A 21,705-nucleotide genomic window follows, 5' to 3' on the forward strand; every position below is an offset into this window, starting at 1 on the left:
GGTCATGAACAACGTCGTGCCGTGGCGTTCGTTCAAGTGCTTGAGGGACCGCACCAGTGCGGCGTCGATGCTCAGCTCCAGGCTGGCTCCGGTGAAGTCCTGTCGGGCCGGGCGCGGCCGGTCCAGGGCCAGGTTCAACGAAGGGGGCGCGTCGGCCAGTTGGGTGCGCCAGTAGTTCAGTTGCTCAGCGATGCGTTGCGCCTGGCGTGGGGAGCGTTGCCACAGGGCGTAGTCGGCGTACTGGATGGCCAGCGGTGGCAACGGATCGGCTTGCCCCCGGCTGAAAGCCCGGTACAGCTCGCTCAACTCCCGGGTCAGCACGCCCAGGGACCAGGCGTCGCCGACAATGTGGTGCAAGGTCACCAGCAGGACGTGCTCCTGCTCGGCCAGGCGCAACAGGCGGGTGCGAAACAGCGGGCCGCCGGCCAGATCGAAAGGCGCCTGGGCTTCAGCGATGTAATGGGCCTGCAACTGTGCTGGCGACTGATCCCGCAGGTCGTGGCATGGCATCAGCAGCGAATGCCCGGGATCCACCACCTGGCACGGCTCGCCGCCGTCGGACACAAAACGGCTGCGCAAGGCTTCGTGCCGCTCGACGATGCGCGCCAGCGCGGCGCCCAGGGCCGCTTCATTCAGCTCACCGCGCAGCCGCAGGCCTCCGGCCATGTGGTAGGCCGCGCTGGCCTGGGCATCCAGGTGCGCGATGAACCATAGGCGTTGTTGGGCAAACGACAACGGCAGCCGCGCCGGCCGTGGACCGGCCGGGATCGGCGCCGCGCCGTGGAGCCCGGCCGCGCCCAGGGCTTCGATGGTCCGTGCCTGGCGTTGCAGAGTCGGGTGATCGAACACACTGGCCAAGGGCAGTTCGACGCGCAATTGCTGACGCAGTTGGGAGACCAATTGCACCGCCAGCAGAGAGTGGCCACCGGCCTGGAAAAAGTGCTCGTCGCGGCCGATCCGTGGCCGGCCCAACAGGCGCCCCCAGATCGTCGCCAGTTGGTTTTCCAGCGGCCCCATGGGCGCTTCGAAGTGTCCGCTGGCGGCCTGTTCCGGTGCCGGCAGCGCGCTGCGATCGAGCTTGCCGTTGGGCGTCAGTGGCAGGGCGGGCAGGGCCACGTAGGCGCTGGGTTGCATGTACTCGGGCAATACCGCCGCCAGGGCGTCGCGCAGTACCGCCTCGTCAGACGCCGCTTCCGGCTGGGCCACCCAATACGCCACCAGCCGCGCATCGCCGCTCGGCGCCTGACGAGCCACGACCACGGCATGCTGCACCCCCGGGACACGCGCCAGGGCGCTTTCGATCTCGCCCAGTTCGATACGATAGCCGCGCACCTTGACCTGGAAGTCGTTGCGCCCCAGGTAGAGCAGTTGTCCATCCTCGGTCCAGCGACCGAGGTCGCCGGTGCGGTACATCCGCGCGCCGGGCTGGGCTGCGAAGGGGTCCGGGAGGAAACGCTCCTCGGTCAGCGCCGGCCGGTTCAGGTAACCCCGAGCGACACCGGCGCCGCCGATGTACAGCTCGCCCACCACACCACGGGGCACCAGTTGCCGGTGCGCATCGAGCAGGTAGACCTGGGTGTTGTCCAGCGGTCGACCGATGCCCGGCACGAAGCCTTCGGCGCGGTCCATCGTCACCCAGGTCGAATAGGTGGTGGTTTCCGATGGTCCATACAGGTTGCACAGGCGCTGCACGTCACTGTGGGCGAAGATCCGTTGCACCAGGCCCTGCTTGAGTGGTTCGCCGGCCAGGTTGACCACCCGCGTCGAGGCCGGGATCGCCGCGGCCCCCACCAGCGCATCGAGCGCCGACGGCACGCTGTTGATCAGGGTGACGGGCACCGGACGGTCGAGCAGGGCCAGGGCATTGGTGGCCAGGTGCAGGGTCGCGCCAGCGGCCAGGGGCACGAAATATTCGAAGACCGCCAGGTCGAAGTTGATCGAGGTGGCGAACAGGCTCTCGCGCAGACTTTCGGCGTCGAAGGCGCGCAGCGCCCAGTGCAACAGGTTGCAAGCATTGCGGTGCTCGATCATCACGCCCTTGGGCAGGCCGGTGGAACCCGACGTATAGATCACGTAGGCCAGGTGCGCGCCGGTCAGGCCCAGGCGCGCCGGGTCCGGGTTGTCGGCCGGTTGCTCGGCCAGACGGGCCTGGGTCTGCGGATCGTCCAGGCACAGGGCGGTGCAACCCGCCGGTGCCGTCACGCTGGCTTGCAGTGCGGTGGTCGTCAGCAACGCCTGAGGCGCGCTGTCTTCGAGCATGTGCGACAGCCGCTCGCGCGGGTACGCCGGGTCCAGCGGCACATAGGCCGCGCCGGCCTTGAGGATGCCGAGCAGGGCGACCAGCAGATGCGGGCCACGCTCCAGGCAGATCGCTACCCGGCTGTCCGGCTGCACGCCGGCGCCCAGCAACAGGTGGGCAAGGCGATTGGCCTGGGCGTTGAGCGCTCCATAGGTCAACGGACTGGCGCCATCGGCCGCGTCGAAACGCGCGGCGATGGCCTGGGGCTGGCGTTCGGCCTGGCGCTCCAGGGCCAGGTGCAACAGGTCCCGTTCGGGCAGCGGCCGGGCAGTAGCGTTGAACGTGTGCAGCAGTTGCTCACGCTCCGCCTCCGGGAGTATCGAAAGATGGCAGGCCAGGCGCTGGGGTGTACCTTCCAGCGCGTTGAGCAGGTTATCCAGGGCCGTTTGCAGCCAGCCAAGCACCGGGGCTGCGCCCACCAGGGGATCGATTTGCAGGCTCAGCGAAAACCCATCGCCCAGGTCGTCGACCGACAGGTTGAAAGGATAGTTGGTGCGTTCCTCACCGCCCAGAACCTGCATGCCATCGAGCACCGGGGCAGGCCCCTGGGCCGTGCTGTGCCGGTAGTTGAGCAGCGCCGAGAACAGCGCCGTGCCGTTGGGCAGCGCGCTGCAGCGTTGGGCCAGGCCCAAGGGCGCGTGCTCATGGGCGATCAACCGGCTGAGTAACCCATGGGTGTCGCGCAGCGCCTGCCTCACCGGCACCGCCAGGCGCACCCGCAACGGCAACGTATTGATGAACAGGCCCATGGCGGTGGCTGCTTCGGCGGCGCCCAGCAGGCGACCGAACATCACCGTGCCGAACACCACATCGTCACGGCCGCTGGTCTTACCCAGCACCAGGGCCCAGGCCAGATGGAACAGGCTGGCGCTGCTGACTTCCAGGCGGCGCGACAGTTCGCGGATGCGCCGGCTCAGATCCAGCGCCAGTGGCACTTCCAGGGTCTGCACCTGGCTGCCGTCGCCGCGCACATCGAGCAGCCCGCAGGGCGCGGTGGGCTCGTCGATATCGCCAAGCAGCTCGGTGAAGAATGCCGCGTGTTGCGCTTCGCTCAGGCCCTGACGGGCGCGCACCACGAAATCACGGAACGGGCGTGGCGGTTGCAAGTCGGCCAGGCGGCCCTGCTGGATCGCCGCGACCTCGCTCACCAGCCGCTCCAGCGATGTATGGTCCATCACCGCATGGTGGTGCAGCAGTTGCAGCAGCCAGCGACCGTTTGCCGGATCCGCTGCAGCCACCGCGCGCATCAGGGGTGCCTGGCGCAGGTCCAACCGATGCTCCCTGGGATCGGTCCAGGCGCGCAGCGCGGTGGCCACGTCGCCCGCGGGCGGGCTGAACAGTTCCAGCGTCAGCGGGGCCTGACGCCACACCACCTGGACCGGCGCGTCGAGACCTTCCCAGGCCAGCGCGGTGCGCAGGATGTCGTGGCGGGCGATGGCCTGGTTGAGAGCGTCCATGAAGCGGCGCAGGCGCGGTTCGTCATCGAAGGCCAGTAGCACGTGCAGCAGGTAGGTATCGCCGCGCTCCTGGAGCAGGTGGTGGAAGAGGATGCCGGCCTGCAGGGGCACCAGCGGGTAGATGTCCTGGATATTGGCGGCACCGCCCGGAACGCTGGCGACAATGCCCTCGATCTGAGCCGCCTCGAGCTGGCAAAGGTCGAGCAGCGCCGGGGTGATGACGGTGGTACCCGCCAGCAGTCCGCTGGTGCCGGCGGGCTGTGCCGCGGGCTGGCGCAGGGCTTCGATCAGCGCCGGCTTGTGGCTGCGCAGGAGGGCGATCAGTTCCTGGTCGGCCAGAACTTCATCGTCGGCCACCACCGAGAGTTGGTCGCCGCGCAACGACAGGGTCACGCCGCGGTGTTTGAGCAGAGCCAGCAATTGATCCGCAGTCACAGGAGCAGTTCCTTCAATGGAGTAGTGGCCGCGGCCAGACCGGCAAGGGTCGGTGCGGTGAACAATTGGCTGATGTCGACCCGCAGGTGGTGCTGGCGCATGCGCTCCACCAGCCCCATGGCAATCAGCGAGTGGCCGCCGAGGGCGAAGAAATTGTCGTGTCGGCTGACCCGCTCGACGTTCAGCAGCTCGCACCAGATGGCCGCCAGGGCTATTTCGATGTCGCCTTGGGGGGCTTCGTAACGGGTTTGCACGTACGCCTGGGCGTCGGGTTCGGGCAGGGCGTTGCGGTCGAGCTTGCCGTTGGCAGTCAACGGCAGGCTATCGAGGCGCACATAGGCGCTGGGCAGCATCGACTCGGGCAAGCGTTCGCCCAGGGCCGTCCGAGCCTGTGCCGGCGTCGGTGGCGCGTCGCCCAGCAGGTACGCGATCAGTCGGGCCACGCCATGGCGATCGGGACGACCGACCACCACCGCCTGCCGAACACCGGGCAGTGTCAACAGATGGCTTTCGATTTCCCCCAGCTCGATGCGGTGCCCATGGATCTTCACCTGGAAATCGGTGCGGCCAAGGTAGCTGAGGTTGCCATCAAGCTCCCAGCGACCGAGGTCGCCGGTGCGGTACAGCCGCGCGCCGGGCTGGGTCGAGAATGGGTCGGCGATGAACCGCTCCCGGGTTAGCGCCTCGCGCTGCCAGTAGCCACGGGCCACGCCTCGGCCGCCAATGTGGATTTCACCCACCACCCCCGGCGGCGCGCGCCGACCGTGATGATCGAGCACGTGCACTTGAGTATTGGGCAGGGGCAGGCCAAGGCTGGGCAGCGGATGCTGATCCAGCCAGGCGCTGGTGGTGTCGACCGTGCATTCGGTCGGGCCGTAGACGTTCAGCACCCGCACACCGGGCTCGTCGGCCAGTTGCTGCCAGAGCTCTGCGGGGACGGCCTCGCCGCCGAGCAGCAGGCGGCGGGGCAACGGCTGGGGCAGGGCCAGCGTCTGGCGATGCTTGAGCAGCGCCTGCAACTGGGTCGGGGTGCAGTCGAATAGGGTTACCTGCCGGCTCTGCAGGTAATCGAGCAGGGCCGCCGCGTCCAGGCGCACGCGTTTTGGAATCAACACCAGGCAGTGGCCGCTCAGCCACTGACACAACTGCTGGACCGAGGCGTCGAAGGCCACCGAGGCGTTGAGCGAGCAGCGCGTACCGGCCGGCAGGTCAGCCAGACGCTGGTGCAACCCGGCCCAGAGGTTGAGCACCGAGTGGTGCTCGACCATGACGCCCTTGGGCTGGCCGGTGGAGCCTGAGGTATAGATCAGATAGGCGAGGTCGCTGGACTGGGTGCCGATGTCCGGATCGTCGGTTGCGGCCTGCTGCCAGGCGGCACCAACGGCATCCAGGCAGATCAGCGGCCCGGCGTCGAATGTCGGCAGCCCCTCGCGCACTCGCTCCTGGGTGAGCAGCGCCCCCGGAGCGCTGTCTTGCAGCATGAAGGCCAGCCGCGGAGCCGGATAATCAGGGTCCAGCGGTACATAGGCGCAGCCGGCTTTCCACACCGCCAGCAAGGCGATCGCCAGGTGCGCTTCGCGGTCCAGGCATACCGCGACCCGTTGCCCGGGCCGTACGCCCTGGTCCAGCAAGTGATGGGCCAGGCGGTTGGCCTGTTCGTCGAGCTGTCGAAAGCTCAGTTGGCGGTGCTCGTCGATCAGCGCAAGGACGTCGGGGTGGCGAGCGGCCTGCTCGGCGAAGCGCCCGTGGAGGGTGCCGTCGGGCGCTGACACGGACGGCACTGGATTGAGGCGATTCAACCGGGCCTGCTCGGCGGCGGGTAATACGTCCAATGACTGGATGTGCCCATCGTCGGTCTGTTCCAGCGCTTCCACCAGGGCGTGCAGGGCCGTCAGCATGAAGCCCAGCAGCCGTTCCGGCGCATGGTCGGGGTGGGTCTGGGCGGTCAGCGAAAAACCTTCGCCCAGATCGTCCACCGCCAGGTTGAAGGGGTAATGGGTTCGCTCCTCGCTGTGCAGCAGGGTCATGCCGGGCATGGCCTGGTGCACATTGGCCTGGCCGGCATGGCTGTAGCGGTAATTGAACAAGGCGCTGAACAACGCCGTCCCCGGCGCGACCGCGCTGCAACGCTGGGCCAGGGCCAGCGGGGTCTGCTCGTGGCAGAGCAGACCGTTGAGGGTGTCCTGGACCTGCCGCAGGATGGCGTGGACGCCGCCGTCCAGGCGCACCCGCAGTGGAAGGGTGTTGATGAACAGGCCCAAGGTCCGGTCGGCGTGGGTGCCGGCCTGCAGGCGGCCGAACAGTACCGTGCCAAAGACCACATCGTCGCGCCCACTCAGGCGCCCCAGCACCAGGGCCCAGGCCAGGTGGCAGACACTCGCCGCGCTCACCCCGTGGGCTTCGGCCTGGCGACGCAGGCGGCGCGCCAGCTCCGGTGCCAGCGGCTGCTGGTGTTCCAGGGCCTGCCAGCGGGGATCGGTTTGCAGGTCAAGGTCGAAGGGCAGGGTGGGTTCATCCAGATCGCCCAACTGCTCGCTGAAAAAAGCGCGGGCGGCGGCCACCGCTTCTGGTCGCCGGGCCTGGGCCACCAAGGCTCGGGTGCTGGTGGGCGGCGGCAGGTCCGCCGGGCGTCCGCCCTCGATCAGGGCGATCTCTTCGATCATCAATTCCAGGGAGGTGTGATCGACCACCACGTGGTGATGCAACAGCAGCAACAGCCAGCGCTCCTGCGCCGGGTCAAAGGCCACCCGGGCCTCGATCAGCGGGGCCTGTCGCAGGTCGAGGCGGTAGTGGCGCGGGTCGGCACTGGCCTGTAGCCGCGCCGCGATATCGTCACCCTCCAGCGCCAGGCGCCGAGGCGTGAACGCGACCTGCCGCAGCACCACCTGCACGGGTTCCTCCAGGTCCTCCCAGAGCACCAGGGTGCGCAGCGCGTCGTGCCGGCCGATGACCTGGCCCAGCGCCGCGCAGAAACGTTGCAGGCGCGCCTCGTCGGTAAAGGCCAGCAGGCTGCGCAGCACATAACGATCGCCCTCGCGCTGGGCGCGGTGGTGATAGAGCATGCCCTCCTGCAAGGGGCCCAGTGGATAAATGTCCTGAATATTGCCGGCGCCGCCGGGCACTCGCGCCGCGATCAGGTCGATCTGTGCCTGGGGAAGGGTCACCAGATCCAGCATCTGCGGGCTGATGCGGGCGCACGGGGTCGGGATGGCGCTTACGCTTGGTGCCGGCGCCGGAACGCTGGCCAGTTTTTCCAGGCGCAGGGCCTGGGCGGCCAGTGTCGAGCGTTCGAACACGCTGCGTATGTCCAGGTCCCAGCCATTGCGGCGCAACTGTTCGAGTAATTGCACCGCCAGCAACGAATGCCCGCCAAGGCTGAAGAAGTCGTCGTCACGGCTGATTTCCGAGACGCCCAGCACCTGGGTCCAGATGGCCGCCAGCCGCCGTTCGGTGTCCCCTTGCGGCGCCTGCCTGACGGCACTGCTGGCCTGGGCCTCGGGCAACGGCAGGGCCTGGCGATCAAGTTTGCCGTTGGGCGTCAGTGGCAGTTGCTGCAGGGCGACGCAGGCGCTGGGCAGCATATAGTCCGGCAAGCGACTTTCCAGATAGGCGCGTACTTCAGCCAAGTCCGGAACGGGCGTGGTCGAAACCTGCGCTATCAGATAGGCCACCAACCGCGGATCACCGGCAGGGCCAGGCTGCGCCAGCACCACCGCTTCGCGCACCGCCGGCATGCCCAGCAACTGCGTTTCGATCTCCCCGAGTTCGATGCGGAACCCGCGTACCTTGACCTGGAAGTCATTGCGTCCCAGGTAATCCAGCGAACCATCGGCTCGCCAGCGCCCCAGGTCACCGGTGCGGTACATGCGCGCCTGGGGATCCTCGACGAAGGGGTCGGACAAAAAGCGCTCTTGGGTCAGCTCGGCACGATTGAGATAACCCCGCGCCACGCCTGCTCCGCCGATGTAGATCTCACCGGCCACGCCCAACGGCACCGGCTGGCGATGACGGTCAAGCAGGTAGACACGGGTGTTGTCCAGGGGCCGGCCGATGCCGGGCCGGTAGCCCCCCGCACGGTCCATCGACAGCCAGGTGGAATAGGTGGTGGTTTCCGTTGGCCCATAGAGATTGCAGACCCGTTGCGTCGTGCTGCGGGCGAACAATTGTTCCACCAGTCGCGGCTTGAGCGGTTCGCCCGCCAGGTTGACCACCCGGGTGCTGTCGGGGACGGCGCCGACCCTGACCAGTTCTTCCACCGCCGAGGGTACGCTGTTGATCAGCGACACCGGGCAGGGTCGGGCCACCAACGCCAGGGCGTTCTCCACCAGGTGCAGGGTCGCGCCGGCGGCGAGAGGGACGAAGCATTCGAAGACCGCCAGGTCGAAGTTGATCGACGTGGCGAACAGGCTGCGGCGCCATTCCTCGGCGTCGAAGCTGCGTAGCGCCCAATGCAGCAAGTTGCAGGCGTTGCGGTGCTCGATCATCACGCCCTTGGGCACGCCGGTGGAGCCCGAGGTGTAGATGACGTAGGCCAGGTGCGCTGGGCCCAGGTCCGCAACCCTGGGGTTTTCCGTGGGCAGGGTCGCCAACCGGTCCCGCAACTGCGCTGCATCCAGGCACCAGCATTCGACCGCCGTGGCCGGTAATCCACTGACCACGGCCTGGCTGCTCAGGACCAGCCGGGGCGCGCAGTCTTCGAGCATGTGCGCAAGACGCGCCGGCGGGTAGTTGGGGTCCAACGGTACGTAGGCCGCGCCGGCCTTCAAGGTGGCGAGCAGGGCGATCAACAGGTCTGGACCACGTTGCAGGCTGATCGCTACCCGGTCATCGGGGCGCACCCCGGCCGTCAGCAGGGCGTGGGCCAACTGGTTCGCCTGCTGATTAAGCTGGGCATAGCTGAGCTGGGCTCCCGCGGGCGTTTCGAACTGCGCCGCCATGGCGTCGGGATGCAGTGCCGCCTGCCGCTCGAAGGGCTGGTGCAGCAGGGTGTCCCGTGGATGCGCCTGCCGTGTGGCGTTGAATTCTTCCAGCAGTTGCTGGCGTTGCTCCAGAGGTAGGATGTCCAAGGCACAGGCACGGGTGGCCGGTGCGGTTTCCAGGGTCTGTGCAACCACCTCCAGGGCCCGAATCATTTGCGCAAGGACCGCGTCGACGCAGACTGAACGATGGACCTGTCCGGTCAGGGCAAAGCCGTCGCCGAGGTCATCGATGGACAGGCAGAACGGGTAGTTGCTGCGCTCCTCGCTGCCCAGCAGGCGCACCCCGGGCAGGTCGAAATCTGGGCGGGCCGAGCGTTGTGCCTGGCTGTGGCGAAAGTTCAGCAGCGCTGAGAACAACGCTGCCTGGGTGGGCAGTGCAGTGCAACGTTGGGCCAAGGCCAGCGGCGCGTGTTCATGGGCGAGCAGTTCGGTCAGTCGTCCATGGGTCTGGCGCAAGGCGCTATACAGGGGCATGTCGAGGTCGATGCGCAGGGGCAGGGTATTGATGAACAGCCCCAGGGCCTGCTCCACCTGCTGGCCGGCACTGAAGCGACCGAACAGCACCGTGCCGAAGACCACGTCGTCGCGGCCGCTGGCCTTGCCCACCACCATGGCCCAGGCCAGGTGGAACAGGCTGGCGACGCCCACCGCCTGGGTCTTGGCCAGTTGCCGCAGGCGGCGGGCCAGGGCGGGGTCGAGTGAGCGCTGGGCCTCGCGGTTGTCGCGGCCGGAACCCTGGATGTCGTGCAGCGCGTAGGGCAGGGTCGGTTCGTCGAGCGTGCCGAGCAGCCGCTGGAAATAGGCCTCGGCGCTGGCCTGGCGCCGGTGCTCGCGGGCCTGGGCGACGAACCGGCGAAACGCCACGGTCGGAGGCAGCGGATGCCCGGGATCTTGCATCAAGGTGCGGACTTCGCCGAACAACAGCGCCAGGGTGGCGTGGTCGATGGCCAGGTGGTGGTGGACCAACTGCAACTGCCATTGGCCGCTGGGCATGTCGAAGCGCACGTAGGCCTGGGCCAGGGGCGCGCGGCGGATGTCCAGGGGCTGTTCGGCGAAGGCGTCGCATGCCGCCAGCCAGACCACCGGCAGGGGCGCCTCGCGCCAGACCACTTGCACCGGCTCGTCCAGGCCTTCCCAGAGCACGGCGCTGCGCAGGATGTCATGGCGGGCGATCACCTGATCGAAGGCGGCGATGAAGGCGTCCAGCAGTGGGCGGCTTTCGAAGGCCAGCGTCGCGCGTAACAGGTAGGCGTCGTCGGTCGGTTGCAGCAGGTGCTGGAACAGCAAGCCTTCCTGCAGGGGCGCCAGGGGATAGATGTCCTGCACGTTGGCGGCGCCGCCTTCCACCGCCGTCACGATCAGGTCGACCTGAGACTGTGGCAGGCTGAGCAACGGCAGCATGGCCGGGGTGATGCGCTTGCAGTCCGGCGCGATGGCGGGTGCCTCAGGCAGCGCCTGTGATTTGGCCGGACCCAGCGGGTTCTCCAGCAGCAATGCGAGATTGAGCAGGTTCGCCGCGCTGAACAAGGTCCCCACGTCCAACTGCCAGCCTTCGGCCCGCAACTGCTCGACCATCTGCACCGCCAGCAACGAATGCCCGCCGAGGGCGAAGAAGTTGTCCTGCCGACCGACCCGCGGCACTCCGAGGACCTCGGCCCACAGTTTGGCGAGGCGGGTTTCCACTGGCCCTTGGGGCGCTTCGTAGCAGTGCAGAGCGAAATGCTGTTCGTCGGGCTCGGGCAGGGCGTGGCGGTCGAGCTTGCCATTGGCGGTCAGCGCGAAACCTTCCACCTGGACGAAAGCCGCCGGCAGCATGTAGTCCGGCAGCACGGCCGCCAGGCGGGCGCGCAGGGCATTGGGCTCGTGCGACTCGGTGGCGCTGAAGTAGGCCAGCAGGCGCTGCTGGGCATCGGCCAGCACCAGCGCCTCGCCGATCCCCGGCAGGGCCTTGAGCTGGGCTTCGATTTCCCCCAACTCGATGCGAAAGCCACGGATCTTCACTTGGAAATCATTGCGGCCCAGAAACAGCAGCACGCCGTCGGCGCGCCAGCGCACCAGGTCGCCAGTGCGGTACAAGCGTGCCCCGGGCGCCTGGCTGAAGGGGTTGGCGACGAAGCGTTCTTCGCTCAGTCGGGGTTGGTTCAGGTACCCCAGGGCGAGCCCATCACCACCGACGTAGAGCTCGCCGACCACCCCAATCGGCACTGGGCGGCGCTGTTCATCCAGCACGTAGACCTGGGTGTTGCCCACGGGCCGGCCGATGGGAATGTCACCGGCCAACGCATCCGCGAGGGTGATGGCGTGAGTGGTGGTGAAGGTGGTGTTTTCCGTCGGCCCGTAACCGTTGAGCAAGTGCTGGGGTGGCGAATGGCGCAGGACCTTTTCGATACGCCGCGGATCGAGCACGTCGCCGCCGACCATCAGGTAGCGCAGCGCGCCGAAGGCCGGCGCCAGGGCCTCGGCGTACTGATGGAACAGCCCGGCGGTGAGCCAGAGCACGCTGACTTCGTGGTGCAGCAGGTGCTCGTTGAAGCGGGCCGCGTCCAGCAGGGTTTCCCTGGGGCAGACCACCAGGCAGCCGCCGTTGAGCAGCGCGCCCCAGATCTCCAGGGTACTGGCGTCGAAGGCCGGATTGGCGGCGAGGGCGAAGCGGTCCTGGGCGGTGAACTCGGCGAAGCCGTTGTTGCGCACCAGCCGGGTGATGGCGCGGTGCGGCACCTGCACGCCCTTGGGCGTTCCGGTGGAGCCGGAGGTGTACATGATGTAGGCGACATCGCCGGCTTCGCGGGTCGGGTGGGATTCAGCCAATACATGGTCTGGCGCTGCAACGTCAATGAAGCGGACGTTTTCCAGTGCGGGCCGATCGTCACCCGCCACCAGCAGCCAGGCGCTGCCACAGTCCGCCAGTACCCGCGCCTGATGGGCCGTCGGGGCCTCCCGGTCGATGGGTACATAGCATGCGCCGCGCTTGAGGATCGCCAGGATCGACACGATCAACGCCGCCCCCCGGGCCAGGCACAGCGCCACCGCATCACCGGCGCCAATCCCACAGGCCGCCAAATGCCCAGCCAGGCGCTCGGCCCGTTGGTCGAGCTGGCGGTAGCTCAGGGTCTGCGCGCCGTCCAGCAGCGCACACGCATCGGGGCGCCGTTGCACCTGCCCGGCGAAGAGCACAGGCAGCGGTTCATCGGCCGGGTAGTCATGGCTGGTGGCATTGAAATCGTCAAGGATCTGCTGCCGTTCGGCTGTGTCCAGCAGCACCCAGTCGCCCAGGGCCCGGGTTGGCTCGGCGAGGACCTGATCGCTCAAGCACTCCAGGCGCCGCAGGTGCATGGCCATTTGTTCGGCACTGAACAGTCGCGGGTCGTAGTTGAATTCCAGAAAAGGTTCGGCCTGGGCTTCGTAATGCCGCAGATAGATCGCCAGCGGATAGCGCTCAAAACCGTTGTGCCAGGTACGCAGAGCGCAGCGGGCCGAGGCAAGGTTGACGTCGCCGGGGTACTGTTCGACCGACAGCATCAGCTCGAACAACTGGCCGGGATGGCCGGCGCGAGCCCGCAACTCACGATGCAGACTTTGCAGGGGGTAGCGCTGGTGGCGGTAGCTGCGCAGGGTCTGGCTGGCTACCCTTTGCACGGTCTCGACGAAGCTGGCGGCGGGGTCGACCTCGACCGTCAGCGGCAGCACCGAGGAGAACATGCCCACGGTCCGTTTCTGCAGGGGATTGCTGCGGTTGTGCACCGGAACGCCGATGACCAATCGCTCACGCTGGTCGGTCACCCGGCTGAAGTAGCCGGCCAGCAATGCGCTCAGACAATGGCTCAACGTCGCGCCCTGGGTTTTTGCCCACTGGGTCATGAGGGCCAGGCGCTGGTGGCCCAGGGTCCAGATCGCCTGGGCACTGGGCTGCGGCTCGCTGGTGCTGGCCGGATCACGGGACGGCGAAGCACTCTGGAACAACGGTTCCGGCAATGCCGGGAACTGCTCCAGCCAGAAATCCCGCGCCTTGGCGTGGCGCGCCGAATCAAGGTAATCGCGGTCGCTGGCGACAAAGCTGCGATAGCCCTGAGCCAACACCGGGTCCAGTTGGAGTGGCTCGCCGACGAACAGTTGGTTATAGGCGGCGCTGACAGCCTGGCCGACCAGGCCCACCGAAGTGCCGTCGCTGATCAGGTGATGGTAACGGCTGTTCCACAGCGCATGGGTGTCGGACAGTTGAAACCATTCCATGCCCCACAGAGGTTGCCCGCGGAGCGAGAACGGCGTGCGATTCAATTGCTCGATGGCGGCCATGGCCCGGCCTTCGGACTCACCGCGCCAATCGTGGAAGGTGAACGGCGTCTGCAAGTGCTCGGCGACCTGCTGCTGCACCTGCCCGTCGCGGTCGCTGATCATCAGCCGCAACGCATCGAATTGGGCCACCACGGCTCGCAGCGCCACGGCGAACAGCGCGTGGTCCACCGTGCCGTGGATTTCCACGGTTACGCCGATGTTGTAGGAGGGCGTGTCGGGCGATAGCAGTTGGTCGAGCCAGACGGATTGTTGCGTGGAACTCAACGAAATGCATCGCGGTTCGATCATGACACCTCCTTGTGCAGGGGTCGTGCCCCTGGGTCGACGCGGCAAGGCTTGTGGCCTGCGCGATACGGACCGGTCCTGTTTAGAAAACAACGGCAGACAAGCCTCGACGCCGCTCCCCTGGCCGGATATGGCCGCGCTGGAAACGGATTTCCGGCGTCTTTCGATGGGTGGGACGGGCTTGGTGCGCATTTAAAATAACAGCGCTTTTGCAGATGGGAAGCATTTTTTAATAGTTGTACGATGTCGTATCGGAATCATTTCCCGCCCCGCCGCGGGCTAGAGCTGCCGCGCAGGCTTGAGCCCGTGGGTTGTGTGATCGCTCACCGGGGGTCGGTCCCGCCCCTTGCAGGCGGGGGACATGGAGAGGTGAGCGTAGGGGAGGCCGACAGGATGGAACGGCGAACGGTGCAGGCGCTGGAGATCGTACATCACTTGCTGAAGCAGGTTGTCCCCGCGCAACGTTACTTGTTTGGCAAGCGTCCGGCCAACATTTGAGTTCAGCCAACTAAGGTGATAGGCAATGAAAAAACCACGCTTGGCCTGACAGCTACCTGGATAGTCTGCGCATCATTTAGTCAAACCGTCACGTCGACCTTATTGGCGCCTACGGTCATCTGGGTGACGGTTTCATGCGTCATCCGCTCGCCCTTGCTCCACAGCTGGGAGGAGAAGAAGCCGTTCAGGGTCTCAGCGTTTGGGGTTGTCCCTTTTTTAAGGAATAGGGCACCCAGATCGATGGTGTTGGCGAAGTTGTCCTTGTTCAGAATGTACCCACCCGTAAAGTTGCCACCCCACGTAGCGTCGGCGGCCACCAGGGCGATGGAGGCGTCGCGGTAGCTGCTCGCTGCCGATTTCAACTCACTGGAAGCATTCAGCCGCTCGTTCAGCCGATCCATGTCGGAAGCGCTGAGCTGGCGTGAACTGTCGAGGACCTTGAGGCTGCCATCCGCTTCGATGGTGAAGCCAAATTTCTTCTCGGCGAGATCCGGATCGGTGTGAGCCAACGCTGATTGGAACTCTTCGAAAGAGAGTTTCAGCGATTGATGGGCGCTTTTGTGCCCCTCGGCAATTTGCGGGTAATCCGGCGACTGGGTGCGCGCGATCATGCTCTCGATCGATGCCGTTTCCGGGCTCGGCGCGGGGGCTTCATTGATTGGATGGCAAATCGCCGCCGGATTGATGTTGACCGTGGTTTTCAGCAAGTCTTCACTGAGGGTTTTGGTGGTCAATGGCTGGCTGGTTTGGCTCAGCTGAGCGGCTGATGGCCGGATAAATACGGAATTGATTGAAAGGGTCATGTCGTCATTCCTTGAACGTCTGAAGTTAGCAGGGTATCGACGGCCTATGAAAAAACATGAGGTGGAAGGGAAGGTCCAGACGGATTGCATACGTGAAGCCTTGTTTTAAACGGTCAGCTCCAGCGCGGCGTTTTGGCAGCGCTGAGCCGTTCAGACAGCAGGATCGCGCCCGCCAGCAACATCATCGGAATGTGCCAGGACCCGCTGACAAGCGGCACGATCATCCAGGCCCAGCACGAAACGATGCAAAAGAGGCCGTGCGCCAGGCCTCGGATCAGGCAATCCCTGTCGGCAGCCCAGCCGAACAGGCTTAGCCGCCCCATTCGGCGGCCACGATTGAGGGCTGCGCGGTGCCACGGGCTCGCGCTCCACAGCATCGCAACCAGCAGCGCCACGGCCAGGGCATTTTCTGCGGCAGCCATCTGTAGCAACAGCGCCAGGGCGATCAGGAGCGGGCCGGCGGCCATCCACATGGCACCGTAACCGAGCAGGAAGCCGACTGACGCTTGTATTCGCCTGCTTGGCAGGCTGGAGCGCCAGAGGTGTATGAGTGGCGTCGCCAGGAGGGGCGGCATCATGGCCAGGAGCATCAAGGCCCAACCGGCCAGGATTCGCTGGGGTGGGTTGAGTGCCAGCTCCGCTTGCAGGGCGGCAGGCCAACTCGTGAAGATCGATAGCCCATTCACTGTGACGCAAAACGCAGGTCCGTTGGTGGTGATGTCGTTGTAGACGGACAAGGCCAAGCCGAGTCCCGCCATTGCCAAAAGCACCGGCCAGGGGTCGTAGGTAAATTGGCGTAGAACAGAGCCTGGGCGCATGAGGTCGTTCTCGACGCTGATGTCTATCTGGCGTTCGTCAACGGCTGAAGCCGGACTTCAACGCCTGAAGTCCGGCACCCTTGGTCCAGCGCTACTGAGTTTGCAGCAATAGATGCACATCAATGACGGGATCGCCCATCAGCTTCTGCGGGAACCGATCGCCGATGAAGTCCTTGTTCACCGGCTCTACCCAGACGCTCAGCTTGCCGCCCAACACGGCCGCCATGGGTAACTCGAAATCGAATTGGGTCATGGCATTGGTCACGCAATTGGCGCAGCTTTGAACCTCTACCGGTTGAAACAATGCTCTGGAGGCAATGGTCTTGGCGTCTTTTTGCAAGTGCACCGAGAAGCTGCCGGGGATCTTCAGGCGATTGATACCGCTGACCCGCACATTGACCCGATCGGCTTCAACCGTGAAGTGTTTGGATGCAGCGAGCGTACGCTGGGTCTTTGGCAGGAAATCGACGTTCGAGCCTGTCGCCGCGGGTGCATAGTCAATGCCGAGTTGAGCGACCGAATCGATGATCGCCAGCGTGTTCAGCTCTGGCGGGGTGCTGGTGAATGGGTTCAGGGTTTGCAGCGCCGTATCGTTGAAGATCTGATAACTGACGGGGTCGGTGACTTCGTTGATAGTCGTGAGCAATCCATGCAGATCGGTGGCCAGCATTTTTTTCTGCCATTCCCAGAACAGCCTGTCCCAATTGCAATGGAAGAACCAGAACACTGGGTCGAAGGCCGCCACTTCCTGGTTCTGCATGGTGGGGCCAATTGAGTTGTGGCCACTGTCGTGGGCGGCAATGATGGTGTTGTGGGCGGCGCCGGACCAATAGCCGTGGAAGTCCTCCCAGTCAGTTTTGCTCATGGCCCGGTTCACATCATCGGTCACCCCATAGGTCAGCAGGTTCTGGGCGATCGTGTCGTAGGTAAACCGTGTGGTGACGTAGCCTTCCGGATAATCGGAGCTGGCCGCTTGCTGCAACGTGTACTGGTCGAAGGGCGGGCTTTTGAGCACGTCGGGGAAGGGCGTGGTGATATCCCAGTAGGGCAGGGTGACGTTCGCACAGCCGGGGACCGATCTCAGGGCGTTCTCGAAGCTGACCAGATAGGCTCGGTGCCAAGGGTTGTAGCCCGGGACGTGATGCATGCAGTAGGTATTGGGTGCCGGAAACCAGTGATAACCGGCCTGCGTGAAGTAGCTGTTGGGATCGGAGGGGTCCATGGCCATAATGGCTGAAAACGCCTGTTTGAGCAGATCGAGCTCGGCGCTGGACAGCGTGGTGATGTCCTTGCGGACCCTGGCGGTGGACGCGTCTGCGCTGAACAGTGACCGCGCAGCGAAGTCCGTTGCGTTGGCGCTGGCAGCGGGGACTCCTTTCGGGTAGCCGTTGTTCATCCAGTTGAGGAAGGTACCCGCCCAGTCAGCGGGCCAGGGTCGGTCTGGCGGCATATTGCCCCCCGCCACTTGTTGGTAGATGTCGCCTGCGTGCTTCATCACCGCGTCGTAGCTGGCCAGGTCGAGGCCTTGCCTGGCCATGTGCGCCCGGTCTACTGAGGTGAACATGTCGCGGATCTGCCCGTACCAGGTAGGTTGGGTGACAGGCGCTGTGGTGGAGGTAGTGGTCATGCCCGACTCCTTGTCGTCAATAACGAACGTTGCAGTGGATCGGATCCTGGTCGCCGGTATTGCTTGCTCGACATCCGTGGCGGCCCGGTAGTGCCCCGACAAACAGTACCTAGGTACTTTTGACGCAGATGAACGAGGCGACCAGTCCAGCGGGTTCGCCATTGTGAGGTTTCATGCGGATGACCGACCCGGTGATGGCCGGGACCTGGCTCACGCCGTTGGGCCAACGCTCTGTCAGCGATCCGTCATAATCGTAGAAGTAGTCTTGTGTCGAGGTCCCGGGACGCCCGCTGCCCGCAATGTGCACATGGTCTGGACGACCGTGGCCATGGGTGATGACCCCCTTCAAATCCATGACGGCGTTTGCCCCGAAACTGAGTTCGCCGATGAACGTCTCGTTGGCGGTGTCCTCTACGGTCCACACACCTTCGGCGAACAACAGCGCCTCCAGTTTTTTCGGGTCACCGTCAGTCAACGCGGGGTTGTTGAGAAAACTCCTGTACGTCCATTGGCCTGCAAAGGGATTGCTCATTACCGATAGCTCCTGATCAGGGTTACTTGGAGTTCGAGTGTTGATGTGCCGTGTGCTTCATACCGGCCATGCCAATGCCACCGCCGACAGCAGTGATGTCCGGCACGATCTGGATATTGGTCATCATGCCGCCGTCTTCGTGGTCGAGGATGTGGCAGTGGATGACGAACTCACCGATGTAGCGGTCGTAGTGCGTGCGCACCAGGACCTGGTAGTCGTTCTGCACGAAGATGGTGTCCTTGAACTCATGCCACATCCCGCAATATTGATTCTGCAGGCCCAGTTCGTCGGCTGGCACCAGGCACTCGCCGTTGGCGCCGAAGATGCTTTTGGGCTTCTCGCCCGGCTTGGCGTAGAGCACGTCCATCACCTGGAACGGGTTGACGTGGATGTGAAAGATATGAGGTTCACCCTGGGAGGTCAGGACCCAATCGTCTGTCGTATTGACCTGTCGGGTGAAGTCGATGCGGTCCGGATCGTAGGACTTGTAGTTGATGTAGAAGCCGAACGGGCCGGTCCACGGGTCTCCCGGTTTCTGCGGCGCGTTGGCGGGCGGCGAGGGCGGGAATGGCGGATTGCCAATAAAAAAGTCGGCCTTCTGAATGTCGTCATTGACCACGGCATTCTTCAGGTCATCCATCCCGCGCCAGGGGTTCAGGTCTCCGGTTCGCAGCCCTTCCAGGGCTGCGGCAGGGAGCGACTTATCCGTTTTGTTAGCGTCGTACAGCGCTCGCTGGATGTAGCTTTGCGGATCATCAGTCACCACCTGGCCGCCCGACACGATGACCGTGGCCAGCAATTGTGTTTCGTTCGGACCCTGGCCGCCCGGGCCACCCTTGGGGCCTGCATTGGCGCGTTCAGCGGGAGTCGCTGCCTGGTTCAGTACACAGTAGGTGCCGTCGCGGGGGAACATCAGCAGCACATCGCTGCGATAGCCCGGTTGCAGGAAGTTGCTGCCGATGCCGCCGCTCACGCTCTTTTTGTTGACGCCGATGGGGCGAATTGCAGTGCGTGTGAGTCCGTCGGCGGCGATCTCGAACTGAGGCACGAGCTCGACCGGTTTGCTGGAGTCGGGCACGGTCACCGGGCACAGGTCGGCGATCAGCGCAGCCTGTGCCTTCGGTGTACCGCTGAGCACGCCTTTGAGCGCGAGACTGGCTTTGGGATTGGTCGTGTTCATGGGCACGATTTGCAGGTTCACGGTGTCGTGGATGCCCCCATGAATGAAGCGCCAGCGTTGGATTTCTCCCGCGGCAATGCCCTGCAGGGTCGGTTGCACTACGCCATTGATGCTGGTGAACCGACCACTCTCATCCCAGACAGTGGCCGAGGAGAGTTGTGCATCGAAGTTCTCTACCACACCGGTTTTGCCGCTGGGACACGTCCAGGTGAGATCCTTTTGCTTAATGATGGCGCCCATGTCGTCGAAACACGCATACGGGATTTGCTGGAACAGAAAGACTTGTTCGGTAATGGGCTTCCCGGCCGCATCCTTGAGAATGGTGTCGATGTCGCCTGGCTTGCCGCCCGTGTAGGGGCGGTTGCCGCGTACAATCAGGGCACCCGCGGCACCGCTGGCGACTTGCAGCGCCGTGGAGCCATGCCGGTGCGCGTGGTACCAGAAAGTGCCCGAAGGGTGATCGGTGGGGATGTTGATCTCGTATTCGAATTTGGTTTGCGGGGCGATGTTCAACAGCACGTTGTCACTGTTGCCCGACGGAGACACGTGCATCCCATGGTAATGCAGATTGATCGTATTGAAGCAGCCCGGCTGGCCATTCGCCGGATCACCCCCTCCCGGACAACTGGGATCGTTTTTATCCAGTTGGTTGTCCAGGTGGACCCGCAAGGTGTTGCCTGGCTGCACATCGATCAGCGGCCCCGACAGACAGCCGCCATAGGAACGCAGCTGGACCTTGTCCTTGGCACCGTCGGGATTGCCCGGGTTGTAGATATAGTTTTCGCGCTTCTGCACTTGCAGGTTGAGTTCGACGGTTTGTCCGTCGCGGGTAATGTCGCCCTGCGGGTTGCAATCTGTTTTGGCAAGGGTCGACTCAGTTGCCTTCAGCGTGCCCGGCGCGCCTTTTTCAACAAGCCTGGGCGGCGCCAGGAATGGCTGGGCGGCGAGTTCGGCAAACACTGCCTGGGAGGTTGTGCAGACCAACAACCCGGCCAGGACTATACGAAGCGAAGTCATATTGTTCTCCCTGCGCCATTGCGCGAATGTGTGCGACAGCCTTGGCGGCTGTGTGTCCTTTGATCAGCTGATTTATATGGGAACCGACATCGATCCTGCGGTGAGGCTGCCTGTTTTCCAGGAGGAATCTTTGCGCTTTAGCACATTGGCGCTGTTCGCAGCCATGCCGGAGGAGTCGCAGGTGCGGCCTGCGGCTGGGCGGTGGTCCGGCGATTGGGTGGCGCAAGGGAGGGCGGGGGTGTACGGCGGTTCTCTCCGAGCCATCCGATTGAATGGCTCGTAAGGGGCACTGATATCGAGCAAGACCACGGGATCATGGGCCGCTATTGCAAACAGGTACTGTCCTGGTGCGGACATGGCTCCCTCCTGGGGAACACCATGACGAACGCGTTTGCGTCGCCAGATGTGTAGCTTCCTGCTAATCAGCGTTGCGATGCCCGGACGGCAAGATCGGAGGTCTTGTGGCTCGGAGCCAGTATCCTGAAAGTCAGCTTTGGGAGCATAGCCGGCGTTACTTTATCTGCAAGATATTTTCGTAGGAATTTTCTGATGGGGGCCGGTAGAGGGTATTCAGATGATCGACGGCACAACGTGCCCCTCTCAAACCTATCTGTGCATGCGGATGAATGGCGGTAGTCAGCGCTAGGGTTATCAATCAGCAAGTGGAACAAACTAATGGCTTGGTAGTCTTCAAGAGTGCCCCTTGGCAACGGACGGTTCTTGCATGGGGGCGGTCCGAAACGTTGGAGTATTTTTTTCCATAGGAGGTTTCGCGTGCTCTGGAAGTCAAATCTTGTAGTGCTCGCCTTGTCTGCCGTTGTCTTTTCGGCGCAGGCTCAATCCGATCGTCAAGTGGTCGAGGACATGGTGACTCGCTCGGCCAATGTCTGCCCAGGCCACAGCGCCGAGCGCACCACGCCCACGGTGAAGGCGGTGCCTGTCGGCGCGTTGCGGGTCATGCTTGATCGCGGCTTGGTGATGTGTCCCGATCGTCGTCTCGATGCCAACGCGCCGGCTGTATTCTACGGTCGAGTTGGCGTATTCCAATGGAACCCCGAGGTGCCTGCAAGCTCGGAGGTGATCGTCAAGCAGATCGACGCCATGACCCGCAAGGACGAGTATCCATCGGACACCTTGGTTTGGGACGCCAAGGGGGTGCCACTTGAGCAGCGCACCGTGCCGGCTTTCGAACCCAAGCCAGGGGCTGCTGTGCTGTACCAGGTACGGTAAGTCCTGTCGACGAGGTGCGTAACCGCGGCGCGAGTTCGTCCGATTGGCTACGAATGGAATTCAGTCGCTCAGCTTGGAATAAATCCCCTCTTGACCCTTGAAGCACTTCAAGAACAAGTCCGGGATTAAGTCTTTTCCTGCCTCGGCAAGAATAATAACCCTTTGGATTTCAACAGAGTTCCACTGAATTCTGTAAGCGATTGAAATCAGGACCTTCGGGTCCTGATTTCGTTTTTGGCGGTTACGCACACT

General features: G+C 64.4%; 8 protein-coding genes (1 of these 8 cut by a window edge). 1 reads left to right on the top strand and 7 read right to left on the bottom strand.

The window, feature by feature from the left end; translation table 11 throughout:
* The 7 genes from J4E63_RS09820 to J4E63_RS09850 form a co-directional block, all read right to left on the bottom strand.
* Positions 1–4,191 carry the 5' end (the start) of a non-ribosomal peptide synthetase gene (locus J4E63_RS09820; RefSeq protein WP_207281772.1) on the bottom strand. Its footprint begins 13,623 nt before the window's first position, so only the first 4,191 of its 17,814 coding nucleotides appear in the window; its start codon is at positions 4,189–4,191; the stop codon falls past the left edge of the window.
* Complete coding sequence (locus J4E63_RS09825) at positions 4,188–13,751, bottom strand: non-ribosomal peptide synthetase (RefSeq protein WP_207281773.1); 9,564 nt, start codon at positions 13,749–13,751, stop codon at positions 4,188–4,190. Before J4E63_RS09825 ends, J4E63_RS09820 begins: the two co-directional genes overlap by 4 nt.
* A gap of 575 nt (positions 13,752–14,326) precedes the next feature.
* Positions 14,327–15,049, bottom strand: coding sequence for a hypothetical protein (locus tag J4E63_RS09830; protein ID WP_207281774.1), 723 nt, complete (start codon positions 15,047–15,049; stop codon positions 14,327–14,329).
* Positions 15,050–15,162: 113 nt separating this feature from the next.
* Positions 15,163–15,786, bottom strand: a complete 624-nt coding sequence (locus J4E63_RS09835; RefSeq protein WP_259333676.1) for a DUF2182 domain-containing protein — start codon at positions 15,784–15,786, stop codon at positions 15,163–15,165.
* Between the two features lie 172 nt (positions 15,787–15,958).
* Entirely contained in the window at positions 15,959–17,494 is a 1,536-nt protein-coding gene (locus J4E63_RS09840; protein WP_207281776.1) for a tyrosinase family protein, read from the bottom strand.
* Positions 17,495–17,603: 109 nt separating this feature from the next.
* Complete coding sequence (locus tag J4E63_RS09845) at positions 17,604–18,026, bottom strand: hypothetical protein (protein WP_207281777.1); 423 nt, start codon at positions 18,024–18,026, stop codon at positions 17,604–17,606.
* Positions 18,027–18,048: 22 nt separating this feature from the next.
* Positions 18,049–20,223, bottom strand: coding sequence for a multicopper oxidase family protein (locus J4E63_RS09850; protein WP_207281778.1), 2,175 nt, complete (start codon positions 20,221–20,223; stop codon positions 18,049–18,051).
* 774 nt (positions 20,224–20,997) lie between these two features.
* Between J4E63_RS09850 and J4E63_RS09855 the strand changes: the two genes are divergently transcribed.
* On the top strand, positions 20,998–21,453 hold the full coding sequence (locus tag J4E63_RS09855) for a hypothetical protein (protein WP_207281779.1): 456 nt from the start codon (positions 20,998–21,000) through the stop codon (positions 21,451–21,453).
* Positions 21,454–21,705 lie beyond the last annotated feature (252 nt).

This window comes from Pseudomonas sp. FW300-N2F2, from assembly GCF_017351655.1.
Taxonomy (GTDB): Bacteria; Pseudomonadota; Gammaproteobacteria; order Pseudomonadales; family Pseudomonadaceae; genus Aquipseudomonas; species Aquipseudomonas fluorescens_AA.